The organism is Burkholderia sp. TSV86 (assembly GCF_001522865.1).
Lineage (GTDB): Bacteria > Pseudomonadota > Gammaproteobacteria > Burkholderiales > Burkholderiaceae > Burkholderia.
The window spans coordinates 1-14,698 of record NZ_LOWB01000077.1 but is presented as its reverse complement, the minus strand read 5'-3'; the positions used below and the strand labels follow the sequence as shown (position 1 = coordinate 14,698).

Sequence of the window (14,698 nt, the reverse complement as noted above, 5' to 3'; positions counted from 1 at the left end):
TCGGTGCGGTAGAACTCGACCGTTTGCAGATCGGGAAACCGCGCCTTGATCTCCGCCACGATCGCATCGTGCAGCGCATCGAGATCAACGTTTGTGTTGGCATCCATCAGGTATGGCTCACCGTGACCAAAACAGGACCGTCGTCTTCCTTGACGGTCAGCACGTTCGCGGTGATCGCTTTCGTCGCGCCAAACAGATCGACCGCGGACTGCGAATACATCTTCCCCATCACGTTCGATCGCATGTCGGAAAAATCAAACGATGCCGCATTGCCATCGCCGTAGCACCACACCACCAGTTTCTCGTCGTTCCCCGTGATCAAACGCAACACCATCGCGCGCGCCACCTTATCGTGCAAAACGAAGACATCCTCGGCGTGCTTAACGAAATTGAACAACGTCTGCACCGTGCTGTAGGCTGGCAACTTCACGTTCGCCGCGTCCAGTAGCCCGAAATTGTGCTCCATCTCGTTCGGGTCCGTGCCATCGTCCTTCATGTCATAGACCGACATCAGCTCGATACCGGCAATCCAGTTCGATAGCAGACAACGCGGGACAAATTTAGCTTGGCGCGCACGGGCAGCGGCGGAATGACCATCGCCCAGGCCCGCCGTGTAGCCGTAGCCAACGCTCGGATAGCCCCACTCGGTACACCAAAGCGGCGGAATGGACGCGTTCGGCGTCATGTTGTCATGCACGATCGCATACGTATTGAAAACCGTTTCGGGCGCATCCTGCCGATACGGATGAACGCCGACCGAGGTGGTGCCGTCTGGAAACAGACCACACAGCGTGCACATATCCCGGATGAATTTCGGGTTCGCTTCCGTGACGCCGCCCGTGCCAACCTGCGCATGAGGATCGACGCGCTTAATCGATTTCAGGCATTCATCGTAAAGCTTGCGATACGTGAACACGCTCGGGGTGTCTCCCCACCCCCACTTCGTGTCCGGCTCATTCCAGATTTCATACTTGAACCCGTTACCGCGAAATTGCAGCGCAATCTTGGCCGCCCATTTCCCAAAATAACGGATTTGCGCAGCCGTTTTCGGGCCACTGCCCGGGCTATACATCGGATTGTCACCACGCAGCAGAATCAATGCGCCTAGACCGACCGCGTTCAGCATCGGAATAAGCCCGTCGATCTTGCTGGTATCCAGCCCCCAAGGTACGTCCGACGCCCCCCAGTCAAGGCCAACTCGAATAAATGAGAAACCCGCATCCTTGGCCGCTTGCAGCACCGTTTGGTCAGAGACATCATTCACACATACTCCGGTGCCCTTCACAGCGTCGCCGAATGTCGGCAGATACACATAGTCGCCCTGATCAGGCGCGAAAACGTTAATACTCATGCGTTCCCCACCCATGATTACGCCGCACCGATTCTGTACTTCACGCGCGCTTCCAGCTCACGCCTGAACAACGGCCAGAATATCTGCTCGACCTGCACGAAAATCTTGTCCTCGACGAACACATCCGCCTGATCCTTGATCGGCATCAGTTGTTCCTCGATGTGCAGCCGCGACTTGCCCGTGCGCTTGAAAATCGTCTTGCCCTTCCCGTATCGACTGCGCGCGACGAATGCGCCGGGAAAATCATGTCCGCGAAATCGTGCGCCGGTCGCCGTCTTCACCGGCCTTCCCTTGAACCACGATACCGGCATGTCGTTCAAACCGTACCAAAGCTGGACGCCTTCCCCCGCGCCCTTGCGTAGCTTGATCGACTTCAAGCGCTTACGCAGCGCGTTCATTCGCTTCAGCTCAAGCTCGTCGCGCAATCCCCTGGCAGACAGCATGCGCAGCTTCGAGGCGGTTCGATGAAGTGACCGATGCAAAGCAAAAACGATCTGCTTTTCAGAGGCTTGCAGTTCGTCGCCAATGCGCCGTAGATCACCCCACTCGATTTCGAAGTGGATCATGCTTGCGTCAGTTCCAGGACTTCCAGCCCGGTGCCGTCAGGTTGCGGGTACGTCATGATGTTGAACGTACCGAACACGGAAACGCCGTCCGCTTCGTACACCACCAGACCATCGCCACGCCGAGCGCCGCGTGCCACGCCTTCCATGCACGTGAACTTCGGTTTCGTGGTGTCCTGTTCGTATTCGCCCAATTGCGCTTCACGATAAGGGCCATCGTAAATGCCGACGATCTCGCGCGTCTCGCCGTTCTGAAACTGGATGACCGCCTTGACCGCGAATTCATCGAGATCCAAAAATTCCGCGGGATCGTCCCAAGCCGGATGGGGCATCACTTATCCTCGCGTGAGGCGCGCTTCGCCTTGCTCGCATCGTCCTGCACAACATCGGCAGCCGCTTGCGCGGCGGTGGCATTGGCTGCCTCGTCATCGACCGGTCCCGCGTCATCCGGCAGCGCGTGCAGCTCGGCCTTACCTCGGCGCAGCAGATCCTTCGCCTCGCCTTCGACCAGCTCCACCAGCGTACCGGCTCGCGCGATCACGCCATCGATCACAATGGCGCCCGTCAGCCTCAACTGCACAATGCGCTCGGAAACGTTCTTCATGGGCTGCCTTCAGTAGATTACGGGTTCGCCGTCGCCGTCTTGCTCGCGTACGTAAACGATTCCTTGTGACGAATGTTCATGTCCACATCCTGGAACAGCACAATGCGCGTGCCACCCGATGCGCTCAGGCTGTACGGGTCTACCATCATGTCCAGACCCGACCACATGCCGACAATGAAATCGGCCCAGTTGCCGAAGAACACATCCCCTGCGGCCAGTTGATTGGTCACATCGACGTTGTAGCCATTAATCGTATTGCCCGGCTCCCAAATCGTGCCGCCCTGGGAAATCGTCACACCGCTGCTCACCGCAGCCGGGAATTTCAGTGTCGTCTTCGCTGCACCACGTGCGCGGGCATTCACCACATACGACAGGCTGCCAATGTCCGCATCCGCCGCCGCAATGTCCGTCTCCATCTGCACGTACTCGTTATACGACGGGAATACGTCCGCAAGCGCGACGGCGTGAATGCCGGTCTGTTGCAACAGCCCCTTCGGCTGCCCGTTCGCGCCCGAGCCGTAGATGACCGCAAAATCCAGCGCGAGCGCCATCACCTTCAACAGGTCGTTGCGCACGATCAATTCGGCATCCGGCGTCGATTGCAGCATCAGGCGCCGCGTGATTTCGGTGCGTGCGGCCACGGTTTTTGGCGAAAATCCGATTTGGTCGATACCCGGCTCGCTGGCCGGCACATCCGCACCCTCACCAATCCAGTACGCCTGTGCCGCGCTATTCTGGCGCGGGATATCGACATTGCCGACCAGGCCGCCCATCGTGGTCACGCGTTTGAGCGCCCAGGTGCGATGGCGCAACAGATCAATAAACTGGTCCGCCAGCAGGTTCGTCGCGATCGTGTTCGAGCCAGGACCGCCCGTTGGCGTCGTGGTCGAAAACGCCCGGTTCAGTACATCCGCCGGGATCATGATGCCGCGCGACTCCTTGCCGGATTTTTCTTGCGCGGCGCGCGAGCAATTAAATTCAAAGTCCGCTTCTTTCTGATATTGCGCATTCGTCGGATTCGCCAACGCGCGGATCGCACGCATGATTGAATACGAGCGCGCCTCCTTGTCCGTCAGCCCCACCTCCCCTTCCTTGACCTGATCGGACATCGGCCGCGCCGTGCGCTGCGCCGCAAAATCCGCCAGCAGTTCTCGCCGCAGGTCATCCACCGATTTGCCGGCACTAATGAATTCCAGCGCCTTGTCGGTCGCCCCGTACTGACGCCCCATTTCGGTCAGATCGCGAACGCGCGTGCGCTCCGCATCGGTGCCGCGCTGCTCGGCCGCGCGCGCTTCGACACCCGCCCCTTCGATCACTTCGAGCACCCTCGTGATGCCGCCGTCATCGTCCACCATCGCGCGGACCAGATTGCCCGACGCGTCACGCGTGATTTTTTCCATGTCTTCGGTACCCTGAGAAGGGACGGTTTGTTGAGCCTGCGTCGGATTCTCCGCGCGCGCAGCGCCCCATTCCTCTTGTGGGTTCTTCGTCGCACCCCGCCCAAACCCCACTGTATCGTCCGCCGGTACCGATACCCCGGAGATTTCGAACGGCGCCCAGTTCGTCACCAGATAAACATCTTCGTCAGCACGCGCCTCGTCGAGCCTCATCCCATTCACCTGGTACCCCACCGATACCTTGGTGATGATCTTGTCCGCCACGTCCTGCATCATCTGCTCGCCGGCGGGCGAACGGCTGAAACGCACCACGGCACGGCCCTTGCGATCGCTATCGACGCGGGCGGTGCCGCGTTCGATCACGCCGCGCTGGTCATCCCAGTTGTGCATCCACAGGAACGGCGCCCCATTGTTCAGCCGCGATAGGTCCACGGCATCCGGCGCGTGCGACAGTTTTTCGATGCCGAACCAGCGCGACACTTCCGCGTCTTCCGAACTGAACGACAGCTCGACGGTGCGCGCCTCCAGATCCACCACGCCCAATTCGCCGACGCGATGCAGACCGCCCTTCGAGCGGATTTCGTGCAGGCGCTCGGCCACCTTGTTCGTTTGCAACGGGTCCGCTTCGCGCGTCATGATGCGCCGGGTATTCATAGTTTCGGTTCCTTGCCTTGGGACACGTCACCCTTGCTCGGCGACGGCTCTGGCGCGGGGGCCACGCCAAAGAAAATGTTGATGATCGTGTCCGGGATGCCGATCGCCTTCATTCGCTCGTAATCGTTGCGAATTTCCTCGAATACGGTATCGGGATCGCGGCCCTGCTCACGGATCACCTGAGACGGCGACGTCAAGCCCGCGCGGATTTCCGTGACCTTCGCCGTCGCATCGGCCTTCGGATCGACCCACGGCCAGCGCTTCGGCTGCCAGTGGACTTGCCGGTAATTCGCGATGCGCGACGCGGGCAGTGGATTGCCATAGAGGTTCGTGATCGACTCGGACAGCAGCGCGATTTTTAACCACTCATGGAAAACCGGCTCGCACAGCGTGTCGATCAACCACTGCTGAATCTCCTTCCAGCTCTCGCGCTCATCCATCTTGCCGTCGCGGATGCTGGAAAAATTCACCCCTTCCAGGTCGTTCGCCAGGCTGTTGTAGGCAACACCCAAGCCAGTCGCGGCACTGCGCAACATGGCCTTGTTGAATACGGCTAATTCCCCCGTAGGGTACTGAGGGCTCCATTCGGCTATCCGCGCGCCTTCAGGTAGTTCAAAGAACCCCAGCGGCTCGGCGTCGATCGTCGCCGCGGTATCCACTTTTTCGTCGTATTCCGGGCCGAACCCCTCCTCATACTGGATAAAACCCATTTTCGTTGCCGACGCGCGCGCGTTCTGTACCGCCGCATCCTCGAAGCCCTGCAAGTGGTGCAGGCGGAACAGGCCCGTGGCCGTCCACGGAATACCGCGCCGCTGCCCAGCCATCTCCGTAACGAACCCATGGATCACCTCGTTCGCCGGCACGCGCGCAAAACCCTTGCCGCTGATGCTGTAGTAATACGAATCCCACTCATCCGTGCTGGTGAAGTGGTACGCCACCGGCTTGCCGTAGCGATCGAATTCGATGCCTTGGCGGATGAAGTGCCCGTTGTCGCCGTAATTGAAATTGTCGTACCGCACGGACAGGCGCTGCGGGTCCAATACCTGTAATGCAAAACCGAACGGCCCCGCATCGGCGCCGCGCACGATCCGGCAAATGAACTCCCCATCGCGCGCCGCGTGTTCGGCAGCCAGGCATTGCAGCTCGCGCCAGGACAATTTGCCCGTCACATCGCAATGCCCTTTTTTGCCCCATTCCGCCCACGCGGATTCGATCGCGTCGTTCGCGTTTTTATCCAGCTTTCCGTTCGCAAGCGTTGCTTTGGACTGCAAAATAATGCCGTGATGCCCGACGACATTCTGCCGAACCTTGCGGATGAACCCCCGCACATAGTCGTTATTCGACCACTGCTCGCGCGAGCGCGCGACCAGCGCCGGCTGGCGCAGCGAAATGAACACGTCCGGCGAGACGGGCGTTGCGCCCCACCGGTCATTCGGGTCGGTGTACGACGCCTTGAACATGCCAGCCAGTGCGCGAGACAGTCTTCGGCGCGAAGGTGTCGGCTTCGCATCCGCAGGCGGCGCAGCGGAACGACGGCTAAAAAAGGGGATTTTCATCGTTCGCTGAATTTCACAATAACGGGGCGGCCCCAACGGGGATTGCAACTATTGCGCGCCCGCTCGCGCGACACCTGAACGGCGTAGTACGCCCGCAGCTTCAGCAGGTCAGCGATGGACGTGCGCCAAAGTTCGCGGTTGTTGATCGTGTAACGCTGCTGGTCGCGCGTCGCGCGCTTTGCCAGCACGGCGTCAATGGCGTCCAGCGCAATCGCCGCCTGGCTGCGCCCGTCGTAGGGCTCGCTGACGGCCGCCAGATCCGGCTCGACAGTAAGCTGACCGCCGCCCGCTTCCATCACGGCACCGCCCTTCGTCACGCGCAAGCTGTACCAGTACACGCCCGGCGTCCACGCTGCCGTCGTCGCCGCGTCGGCCACGAAAATGTGCGAGTCGCCATCAGCAACCGCCATCAGGTCGATCGCTCGCGGACCGCGCAGAAAGGCGCGCAGCGCCCAATCGGGCGCGCGATAATCAGGTAAATTGATAACGGCTCGGAAATCCAAACCCGCCGTCATCGAATGAGGAAAAGCCGTGCAACACGTCATGGGTCACCATTTGGTGGCCCAGGTGCCCCTCCCTCTTCTGGCGTTCAGGGCGCGTCTGGACCGAACAATGCGGCCATTGTCCGGTGGCGCCGCAGGCGGTTCCTCTTGTGGGTTCTTCGCGGGTTCGCGCGTGTTTGGCGGGATTTTTTGCGTGTCTCGCGTCTTTCGCGCGACTTGCGCACGATTCGCCGGCAGTTGGATCGCCGACAGGCGCTCCGTCAGACGCTTCAGGTTCGGCTGCATGATCTTGAGCGCCGCAAACGCGTATACGAACGTGTCCAGCGCTTCATTGCGCGCCTTGTCTGGCTTCGTCCATTCCAGCCTCGGAAAACCCTTCACGTATCGGGTGACCAGTTTTTCGGAGGTCAGTTGCTGAAAATACTCGGCGTCGGCATCCTCGCTAAAGTGGCAGTACCCAGGGCCCGGCGCCACGGCGTTTAAGCGGCGCATCACGATCTTCTTGGCCCCGTCCACGCCAACCAGGAACAGGTCAACCTTGCGCGCGTTCTTGCCCGACTGCTTACGCAGCGGCTTTTCAACAATCGGCCGCTCCCAGCCGGACATCCCCTTCACACCAAAGATGCGACGCCCCGTCTTGCCACGCAACCAGTCGTAGGCTGTCTGCGTGTACGAATTCGTGCCGCCGGTATCGAGACATGCTCCGCCAATGCGCAGCATGACGCCGCTTTCATGCTCGAATTCTTCATCCAGCACCTCTTCCAGGTCGAGCCAAACATCCGGTGCCAGCGGGTCACCCCACAGTACGCGATAGTCGATGCGCCACGATTCCTCGCCCACCCCAAAGCCGATGATCTGCACCTCGAGCCGATCATGCTGCGCGTCGATGCCCGCTCCCAGCCACACCGCGCCCATCGGCACCGGCGCCGCATACACCTCGCGCCGCTGCATCAGACTGTCGGGGTCGGCTCTTTCGCCTCGCTCCTCGAACGACTCACCCAGGCTCACGTTCACAAATGACTGCAAGTCGCCCAACGCCAGCTTGTCCAGATACGATTGCACGATGTCGCGCAGCCGGCGCAACGTGGATAGCATTTCTGGACCGGTAAACGATGCGTGTCCCTTGAATGGCTTTGCCGCTTTCCACCCATGCCCCTCGCGCTCGGCGACGCGAATGGCCGCGATGCGTCGGCCGTCGTCCCACAATGCACCACAGACCTCGCACGCGTACATCGCGGTATGGGGCTGGTGATCCGCACCCACATCCTTGTCCGCATCGGCAATGTCGGTGGACTGGCGCCCGGTCCAGAGCACGTTCGACCATTTCAGATATTGCGCGGTACCGCAATCGGGACAGGGCACGTAGAAACGTCGCTGATCACCTTCCTCAAAACCCGTGTCGATTCGGCTATGTCCCTTGATCGTCGGCGTACTACTTTCTGTACGCAGCGCTTCGTCGCCATAGGTGGCGGCACGCTGGGCCAATAGCTCGCCAGGATCGCCCTCGGGCGTCGCATCGAAGCCATCGATTTCGTCAGCCTGAACGACGGGCGCCGACCGCCCCCGCAGCGTCTTGGGTGAACCCGCCCAGCTAAACATCAGCCAGCCACCGATGAAGGAAATGATGCGGCTGTTGTTCACCCCCTCACGGCCGCGCTGCTTCGCCATCTTGCTGCTGACGGCTGGATTCGCCTCTAACATCGGGCGCAATTTCGTTTCAAGAAACGTTTGTATATCGCCCTGTGTCGGCTGCACGAAAATCTGACTGCGCGGCTCGTGGTCGATGAAATAGCCCGTAATGCACTGCTGCACCGTCGTTTTACCCGTCTGCGCCGCCATCCGGTATGACACGCGACGAATACCCGGCTCCTTGATCACGTCGATCATGCCGCGCTGATAGGGCGCATTGTCGAAATTGATCGGGCCAGGAATCTTGTTGCCGACCGGAATACGCACATTCGCCTCGGCCCACGCGCTTGGTAACATATCCGGCGGCGGCACCAAGTGCGCACTCGCGCGGCGGATCGCGGCACGCACCGCATCGAGATTGCTAAACTGATCCGCTGACCTCTCCATTGCCCGCCTCCTCATCTTCCGCCAGCACCAAGTCCGCACGCGCGGCCGCCTCCAATGCCAGCGTCAGTTCGGCACGCATTTTTTGCTTGAAGATGGTTTCGTCGGTTTCGCCCAGCAACTGCACCACCACGCGCTGCGCCACATTCATTACGTTGGTCCGGATCTCGGCAAACGCCACCGCCTGCGCACGCTCAAAATCGCGAATCGACGCCACCTCGCCGCGCGCCTTCGCCGCCGCCAATTCCGCTAGCGCGGTCTCCGCGGCCAGCTTGCGTTGTTTCAATTCGGATTCGTCGGCGAGCATTTCGCCGGCCGCCGCTTCGCGCTGACGATTTCCCCACCACGCCACCACATCGGGCAGCGAAAATTCCCAGGCGACGCCCTTTGCGCCGCGCTGCTTCACAGGACAGCCGTCCCGAACCCAGCGGTCCACGGTCGGCAAGGAAACGCCCATCGCCTGGGATAGGCCCTGTCTATTTACCAGCATACGTAATCAAAAATTTCAATTCAGAAAGGCACCCAGATATCGAATGCCGCGGAAGCTCTGCCCCCGCCCACTCACCCCTCCCGGAAGGACCCGTTCGCATACATTCGCAGCACGTTGACAGAAGATGGCGGATTTTAAATTCATGCGCCTACGATGCATGTCACTCCCGATCACGTCTAATGACAGCCTGCAACGCATTCACCTGGATGGCACACTGGTCGGCTCGGTCGGCGAATCGAACAAGAAAGTCCGCATCTGCTTGCCGAAGTCCGCCTGAACTGGCTGCATCAGTGCTGCTGGTGCTGGTGCCAGCTTGGGCGCCGCTGGGCACGCTGCCACCGCCTGCGTTGCAGGTGAAACGCTGGCGCAGCCTGACACTGCCAGACTGAAGGTCAGCAATGGTGCGATCAGAAATCGTTTTCGCATCGTTCAATTCCTTTTGATAGTTCGCATCAAGGGTGGCCATATCGGCCGCACGCCTGGCTTCTGTGTCGCGTGCGGCCCGCTCTGCATCGGCACGCGCCTCGTTGGCATCGGCAAGTGCCTTAGCTTGGCCGGCCTTCAAACCGTTCACCTCGGCAATACGCGCCTCATGCTCGACGCGCACACCGAATTCATAGGCGCCGAACAGCAGCGCAAGTGCAGCCAACAGGCCGATTGCATAACGGATCATTGCGCCTCCATGCATTGCTCGTATCGCGCCTGCTGACGCGCCCACACGCCTGGGCAGCGACGATTGCCCGGCGTCGAACAGTCATAGCCCGCGACAAATCGATATTTCAGCAAGTCCGCGCACGCCTGCGCATACTTGCCAGCGATCAAGTCGCGCCGCATGCTCGACTGGCGCCAATTGCCGATACCGTATTGCCCGACGAAATCCAGATACACGTCGTATTCCGCCTGATGCAGCCGCGCATCGGCCGGTAACGATGCACGAAATGCCACTTCGTCCTTGGACATGAGATTGCGCGCCAGCTCAGTAGCGCGCGCGCGCGTGATGGTGTCGCCCATCTTCACGGGTGAACCATCCTCATAGTGCGTCGAACCATGACCGATCGTCGGCACATCGCCCTTGACGGGAATCACCGCGCGATCGGTGTAGCCCTCGCGTACCTGCCATGCGCCAAATGCCGCGGCGCTGACCGTCAGCGCCGCGACAAGGATGCGATTACGCGGGGTCGGCATCGTCCGCCCCCATCGCCTTCGCCTTCATCCAGCCGCGCCACACACAGAACGGCCGCAAAACATGCCGCCATATCCACTCGCCAATCAGCAGGATGGAATAGGCCGACGCTACGAATGCAGCAAACTCACCCCAGCTCGATACGCCGAGCGCGGCCAGTGCGCCGATTAGCTTTGCCGTCAGCCACGGCGTTTGCCCTTGTTGGTCCATTGATGCGCCCCTGGTCTTCAATGGGCGCATTGTCATTCGCGGCTTTCGGTAATTCCTCTTGTGGGTTCTTTCCCGCCCTAAACACGAACCGCACGGTTTGTTCAGTTACCCCAAACACGCTGGCGATATATTGAGTCCTGACACCCGCCGATTTCATGCGGACAATCTCCGCGTCACGATAACGCCGGTAAATTTCCGCGCAGCTCGCTGGTTGCAGAATCTCGCCACCGAACACCCGGCATAGCTTCACTGCATCGTTCCACCCCAAGATCCGAACCAAGTCATGATCAAGGGGCAATCGCGCCGCAGTCGGCACGTATAAAACGACGTGAGACGCCGTGGCGTTCGGATATCGCCTATCACGCGTAATGCATCGCGGCAATTGCCCGATCAGATAGAGCGCACGCTCACAACCAATCACGTCCGCGATTTCCTGAACGCTCCGCGGCAATCGCATGCGGGCGCTCTCGGTCGATACGTTCATGGAAGATCCCTCACATCCCATTCAAGGTCGCCGCTCACTAGAAACGGTGCGAGCGAACGACGGTTGTGATTCACGATGACTTCCACCCGATGTGTCCCATCGGAATTTCTCCGCATGCCGGCCGCGTCTTTCAGATATTTTTCAGGTAAATCGACATCCGCGAAGATGTATGCTGGTATGTCGCGTCCACTGCGAACTGGTCCGATCAGCCGCTGCACGACGCACTCAAACGTCACATAATCGTCGCGCCATCGATTTCGAACCCGCCGCGACGGCTTTCTGATTCGCACCTCAAGCCGCACTCCCCACCTCCAGTCCCATCTTTCGGGCGCGTACCGGTTCCCATCTCTCGTATGCCCGATTCCACACATCGAACTTGACCTGCTTCGGTGCGCCGACGCGGTTCTGATCGATCCACGCATGGCAGGCATTGCATCCCGGAACCGTAAATTCGTTTTTCGCCTTCATCGCACCCGCCTTTCCGTGTCGCGCCTGGTTCGAGTGGCACGGCACAACGGTTTCATCCATGGGGTTCAGCCGACAGACGCCCGGCACGCGGAGATAGCACGCTTCACCGCGACAGGCCGCCAGATACTTCGAACCCTCGGCGACGGTCGGTTTCTTGATCCGGCGCACGATCGCCTTTTGACGCTTCAACGTTGATGTGCGCGTCAGGCTGCTGAACGGCGAATGCGTCTTTCGTTTGAATCCGGTCCGCTTCAGTGGCGCAGCGCGCTTCACGACGCCGCCCTCCCGACATCGATCATGGCTCGCATGGCCGGGATCACCACGTCGTACGCATCCCCAATCACGCTACGGCGCAAGCGGCGAAGGTATTGCGCGTTCGGGGCCCAATCTGCCGATGATGGGAACGACTTTCCTGTCAACGTTAATGGGAAGCAATTGCCCCGACGCTTGCCGCGAACCACATATCCGCACTTGATCAGTTTCTGAACCGGTTTCCTGGCGCGCTCAATTTGCCAACCCATCGCCGTCGCCATCTGGTTCACTGTCACACCAGGGTTGCTTTGCAGGTACTCGCAAATCAATCGGGAGGTGCGCCCCATCTTGCCTTCCGCCATGGCTCAGTCCTCAACTCACATGAGGCAATGTGCAACAGCTGAGGGGATGGAACTCGATTAAAGACCCATTGAATGCAGGCCATCGATTGAACTCGCCCCACGCGCGCGCCATCTGCGCGGCGGCCTGCACGGGATGCATCCTGCCGACCCCGGTAGCCATGCCCGGCGACGATAAGCGCTGGATGCCGTGCGCGCGTGCCGTTAGCAGCGCCGCCCGAAATGCGTGGTATGCATTCGCCGATGCAGCAACGATGCCGGGTACTCGCATCGTCGGCGCGACGATCAACCATCCAATCCGACTGTCGCCAGTCATCACCGCCATCGCCTCACCAACGGGCAGCTCACATCCCGGACGCTTCGCGATTTGCGTCATGACGTCGCGCTCGATCCCATGTCCGAAGAAATTGCGGTAATGCAAGTCAATTCCGCCATCCATCCAACCGAAGCTATTCGCCGGACTGACGATCCCTTCGGTTTCCACGCTCAAAATATCGCCCAGCACAACGTCCACTTCGGGATACGGCGCAAATGCGTCTCGAAACGCGTAAAACAGGGCGTCGGATACGGCGTACAGTGTCAATTTCATCGGTCACCTTTCATTTGCACTACTAAATTGAATAATGAAATGTCAACTCACTCGGAGCCGTCCTGTCGGCATGCCTCATGTGCTCGCCAGCTCCGGATACGGATTGAATGAGGCTGCCTGAACTGGACCCGACAATTCCGCAGTCGCGATCGCGGCATTGACTGACCGACCATCGCGCGAAGCAACTGCGTTTATCAGCTCGCGCTCAAGCCGCATGAGCCACATCGTTAGATTCACGACACCCGGCTTATTCGGGGGGCAATCAGCATTCCCCATCAGCAAATCTCGACGGCCAGCACGCATCAAGCGCTGCTGCATGTTTCGATAAACCTGCGGCCATTCCGGCGTACCACGCGCCCCGCGCAGATCGATGACGCACTGAACGATAAAATCGAGATCACGAATCGTGCGCGTAATCCGGTCGTTCTCCGACGCCGAACGGCCAACGTGGCAGAAGCAATACCACTTGCCCTCGCTGCCCATCGATCCCGGAAGCGGGCAACCATAGGCAGCACACATGCCCCAGCGAGATTCGTCATTCATGCCGCTCTCCGCTGTGTCAATGCGCTGCGAACGCGCTCGGCCAGTGCCGCATGCGACTCCCCGGGGCGCGCATAAAGCCCAACTTCGCCCGCTTTGCGCTCAATCCCCGCCGGCGTCGCACTCCACGCGTCGCCGCGCGATTGCGCACCAGGTGGAGCCTGAGAACTCGCCCCCTCGGCCTGCAACCACTTCGCCTTGAACCCCGCCCACCCGGCCTTCACCGCGTGCTCGACAGCCTGCGCGGGCGTCATTCCGCATTTCGTCGCCTCGGATTTCACGTCGCCCCACGCTGTCGGTGTGAGCGGCAGGCGTTTCGCCTTGCGCAGCGTCAGCCAGTCCACCGCATGCTGCCGCGCCACGCCCTCCGCAACCAGCGCCTTCGCGTTCAGCGGCTTTTCATCGGTCGAACCCTGTTCGCTCGTTCCATCGACACAAGCGTCCGGCGCAGCCGGATGCGTATGTTTTTTGTTTTTATCTTTTGTTCCTACTGTTACTACTGTTACTACTGTTCTGTGTCCCAAATTTGGGACTGTTTCTGGCGGTTTTTGGGACTGTTTCTCGTCGAAATTGGGACTGTTTCCGGTTGAATTCGGTACTGTTCCGTTTTCGGTACTGTTCCGGTTTTGGAACTGTTCCGAATTCGGGCCTGTTAATAACTCTCGCGGTCCAATCCTCACTTCCACACCGCGAGCCACGTTGATCACATAGACAACGACTTGCCGAGTGCGCCCAGCACGCTCCCCCGTGTCCGTGATCCAGCCGCCCTCCTTCAAACGATCGAGATTCGCAAGCACCGTCTTACGGTCTTGCTCAGTCCACGCGACCAGCGTCTCAACGCTCGGGTACGTGACGAAGTTCTCGTTCGCGTAATCGGCCAGCGCCATCAAGACGGCTTTCGCCGGCCCCTTGCCGACCTTTTGATGGCGCGCCCAAGTTGTCGCGTCTAAGCTCATGCTGCCTCGTCGATCGACAACTGACGGGGATCGGCGACAACGCCATATACGTCAATGGAATTCTTTGTCATTCGATTTTCCTCAATGACCACACGGCACCGAGCCGTCGAGAGATTCGAGCGCCCCGCATGACAAGCACTTGCGAGGCGTCATGGCCTGAACGAGTGATGTAACGACAGGCTTACGTGTCGCCCCCGTGGCAAGTTCATAGAACTTGATCCGGCTGTTTGCAATCTCGCGTAGTAACGCTTCGTCAGCGTCTTGAGGTGAAGCGTGGATGATCGTGTTCAATTCCAACCTCTATGTAGGAGTACTAAATCCAGACAAAAACGCTTTTCTGTAAAAGCGCTTGTGACGGGACTCCCGCCCCCCTACCTCACCAACGCGTACCGCACTCCCCGAAACCTTCTCGCGCGCATTTGCAATGCAAACCGACTTCGCTCAGCGTGGTGTGAGCCTCCAGGTA

General features: G+C 59.9%; 17 protein-coding genes and 1 pseudogene. All 18 read right to left on the bottom strand.

The window, feature by feature from the left end; all coding sequences use genetic code 11:
• Positions 1-106 precede the first annotated feature (106 nt).
• Positions 107-1,351 carry a GH39 family glycosyl hydrolase gene (locus WS68_RS14080; RefSeq protein ID WP_059571408.1) on the bottom strand — a complete coding sequence of 415 codons (1,245 nt, stop codon included), beginning with the start codon at positions 1,349-1,351 and terminating at the stop codon, positions 107-109.
• A 17-nt stretch (positions 1,352-1,368) separates the two neighbouring features.
• Complete coding sequence (locus WS68_RS14075) at positions 1,369-1,917, bottom strand: hypothetical protein (protein ID WP_059571407.1); 549 nt, start codon at positions 1,915-1,917, stop codon at positions 1,369-1,371.
• On the bottom strand, positions 1,914-2,246 hold the full coding sequence (locus WS68_RS14070) for a head-tail joining protein (RefSeq protein WP_059571406.1): 333 nt from the start codon (positions 2,244-2,246) through the stop codon (positions 1,914-1,916). Before WS68_RS14070 ends, WS68_RS14075 begins: the two co-directional genes overlap by 4 nt.
• Entirely contained in the window at positions 2,246-2,518 is a 273-nt protein-coding gene (locus tag WS68_RS14065; RefSeq protein WP_059571405.1) for a hypothetical protein, read from the bottom strand. The genes WS68_RS14070 and WS68_RS14065 overlap by 1 nt, the downstream gene beginning before the upstream one ends.
• Before the next feature lie 17 nt (positions 2,519-2,535).
• Complete coding sequence (locus tag WS68_RS14060) at positions 2,536-4,515, bottom strand: phage major capsid protein (protein ID WP_197419605.1); 1,980 nt, start codon at positions 4,513-4,515, stop codon at positions 2,536-2,538.
• Between the two features lie 50 nt (positions 4,516-4,565).
• Positions 4,566-6,029 carry a phage portal protein gene (locus WS68_RS14055; protein ID WP_059571403.1) on the bottom strand — a complete coding sequence of 488 codons (1,464 nt, stop codon included), beginning with the start codon at positions 6,027-6,029 and terminating at the stop codon, positions 4,566-4,568.
• A gap of 92 nt (positions 6,030-6,121) precedes the next feature.
• A complete protein-coding gene (locus WS68_RS14050; protein WP_156429505.1) occupies positions 6,122-6,502 on the bottom strand; it encodes a hypothetical protein in 381 nt (126 codons plus the stop codon).
• 171 nt (positions 6,503-6,673) lie between these two features.
• Positions 6,674-8,704: a phage terminase large subunit family protein gene (locus WS68_RS14045; RefSeq protein ID WP_197419604.1), complete on the bottom strand. Its 2,031-nt coding sequence runs from the start codon at positions 8,702-8,704 to the stop codon at positions 6,674-6,676.
• The gene (locus WS68_RS14040) at positions 8,679-9,191 is read right to left on the bottom strand and encodes a terminase small subunit (protein WP_082710035.1); all 513 of its coding nucleotides are present in this window, start codon (positions 9,189-9,191) and stop codon (positions 8,679-8,681) included. Before WS68_RS14040 ends, WS68_RS14045 begins: the two co-directional genes overlap by 26 nt.
• A 160-nt stretch (positions 9,192-9,351) precedes the next feature.
• The gene (locus WS68_RS14035) at positions 9,352-9,864 is read right to left on the bottom strand and encodes a lysis system i-spanin subunit Rz (RefSeq protein ID WP_059571399.1); all 513 of its coding nucleotides are present in this window, start codon (positions 9,862-9,864) and stop codon (positions 9,352-9,354) included.
• Positions 9,861-10,376 (bottom strand): glycoside hydrolase family protein, encoded by a 516-nt coding sequence (locus WS68_RS14030; protein ID WP_059571398.1) that lies wholly within the window; start codon positions 10,374-10,376, stop codon positions 9,861-9,863. The genes WS68_RS14035 and WS68_RS14030 overlap by 4 nt, the downstream gene beginning before the upstream one ends.
• Positions 10,377-10,501: 125 nt before the next feature.
• Positions 10,502-11,068: a hypothetical protein gene (locus WS68_RS27655; RefSeq protein ID WP_156429503.1), complete on the bottom strand. Its 567-nt coding sequence runs from the start codon at positions 11,066-11,068 to the stop codon at positions 10,502-10,504.
• Positions 11,065-11,286 (bottom strand): hypothetical protein, encoded by a 222-nt coding sequence (locus tag WS68_RS27650; RefSeq protein ID WP_156429502.1) that lies wholly within the window; start codon positions 11,284-11,286, stop codon positions 11,065-11,067. The genes WS68_RS27655 and WS68_RS27650 overlap by 4 nt, the downstream gene beginning before the upstream one ends.
• 73 nt (positions 11,287-11,359) lie before the next feature.
• Complete coding sequence (locus WS68_RS14020) at positions 11,360-11,743, bottom strand: nuclease domain-containing protein (protein WP_231753022.1); 384 nt, start codon at positions 11,741-11,743, stop codon at positions 11,360-11,362.
• Positions 11,744-11,805: 62 nt separating this feature from the next.
• Entirely contained in the window at positions 11,806-12,150 is a 345-nt protein-coding gene (locus tag WS68_RS14015; protein ID WP_059571396.1) for a winged helix-turn-helix domain-containing protein, read from the bottom strand.
• Between the two features lie 10 nt (positions 12,151-12,160).
• Positions 12,161-12,736 carry a macro domain-containing protein gene (locus WS68_RS14010; protein ID WP_059571395.1) on the bottom strand — a complete coding sequence of 192 codons (576 nt, stop codon included), beginning with the start codon at positions 12,734-12,736 and terminating at the stop codon, positions 12,161-12,163.
• Positions 12,737-12,811: 75 nt separating this feature from the next.
• On the bottom strand, positions 12,812-13,279 hold the full coding sequence (locus WS68_RS14005) for a hypothetical protein (protein ID WP_156429501.1): 468 nt from the start codon (positions 13,277-13,279) through the stop codon (positions 12,812-12,814).
• 494 nt (positions 13,280-13,773) lie between these two features.
• Positions 13,774-14,232 (bottom strand): annotated as a pseudogene (locus tag WS68_RS29365) (helix-turn-helix domain-containing protein); the annotation flags it as partial.
• Between the last annotated feature and the right edge of the window lie 466 nt (positions 14,233-14,698).

Bases quoted from the DNA above. Each gene is read 5' to 3' on its own strand.
- WS68_RS14080 (WP_059571408.1), bottom strand. From the start codon at position 1,351: ATGAGTATTAACGTTTTCGCGCCTGATCAGGGCGACTATGTGTATCTG.
- WS68_RS14075 (WP_059571407.1), bottom strand. From the start codon at position 1,917: ATGATCCACTTCGAAATCGAGTGGGGTGATCTACGGCGCATTGGCGAC.
- WS68_RS14070 (WP_059571406.1), bottom strand. From the start codon at position 2,246: ATGCCCCATCCGGCTTGGGACGATCCCGCGGAATTTTTGGATCTCGAT.
- WS68_RS14065 (WP_059571405.1), bottom strand. From the start codon at position 2,518: ATGAAGAACGTTTCCGAGCGCATTGTGCAGTTGAGGCTGACGGGCGCC.
- WS68_RS14055 (WP_059571403.1), bottom strand. From the start codon at position 6,029: ATGTTCAAGGCGTCGTACACCGACCCGAATGACCGGTGGGGCGCAACG.
- WS68_RS14045 (WP_197419604.1), bottom strand. From the start codon at position 8,704: ATGGAGAGGTCAGCGGATCAGTTTAGCAATCTCGATGCGGTGCGTGCC.
- WS68_RS14040 (WP_082710035.1), bottom strand. From the start codon at position 9,191: ATGCTGGTAAATAGACAGGGCCTATCCCAGGCGATGGGCGTTTCCTTG.
- WS68_RS14035 (WP_059571399.1), bottom strand. From the start codon at position 9,864: ATGATCCGTTATGCAATCGGCCTGTTGGCTGCACTTGCGCTGCTGTTC.
- WS68_RS14030 (WP_059571398.1), bottom strand. From the start codon at position 10,376: ATGCCGACCCCGCGTAATCGCATCCTTGTCGCGGCGCTGACGGTCAGC.
- WS68_RS27655 (WP_156429503.1), bottom strand. From the start codon at position 11,068: ATGAACGTATCGACCGAGAGCGCCCGCATGCGATTGCCGCGGAGCGTT.
- WS68_RS14015 (WP_059571396.1), bottom strand. From the start codon at position 12,150: ATGGCGGAAGGCAAGATGGGGCGCACCTCCCGATTGATTTGCGAGTAC.
- WS68_RS14010 (WP_059571395.1), bottom strand. From the start codon at position 12,736: ATGAAATTGACACTGTACGCCGTATCCGACGCCCTGTTTTACGCGTTT.
- WS68_RS14005 (WP_156429501.1), bottom strand. From the start codon at position 13,279: ATGAATGACGAATCTCGCTGGGGCATGTGTGCTGCCTATGGTTGCCCG.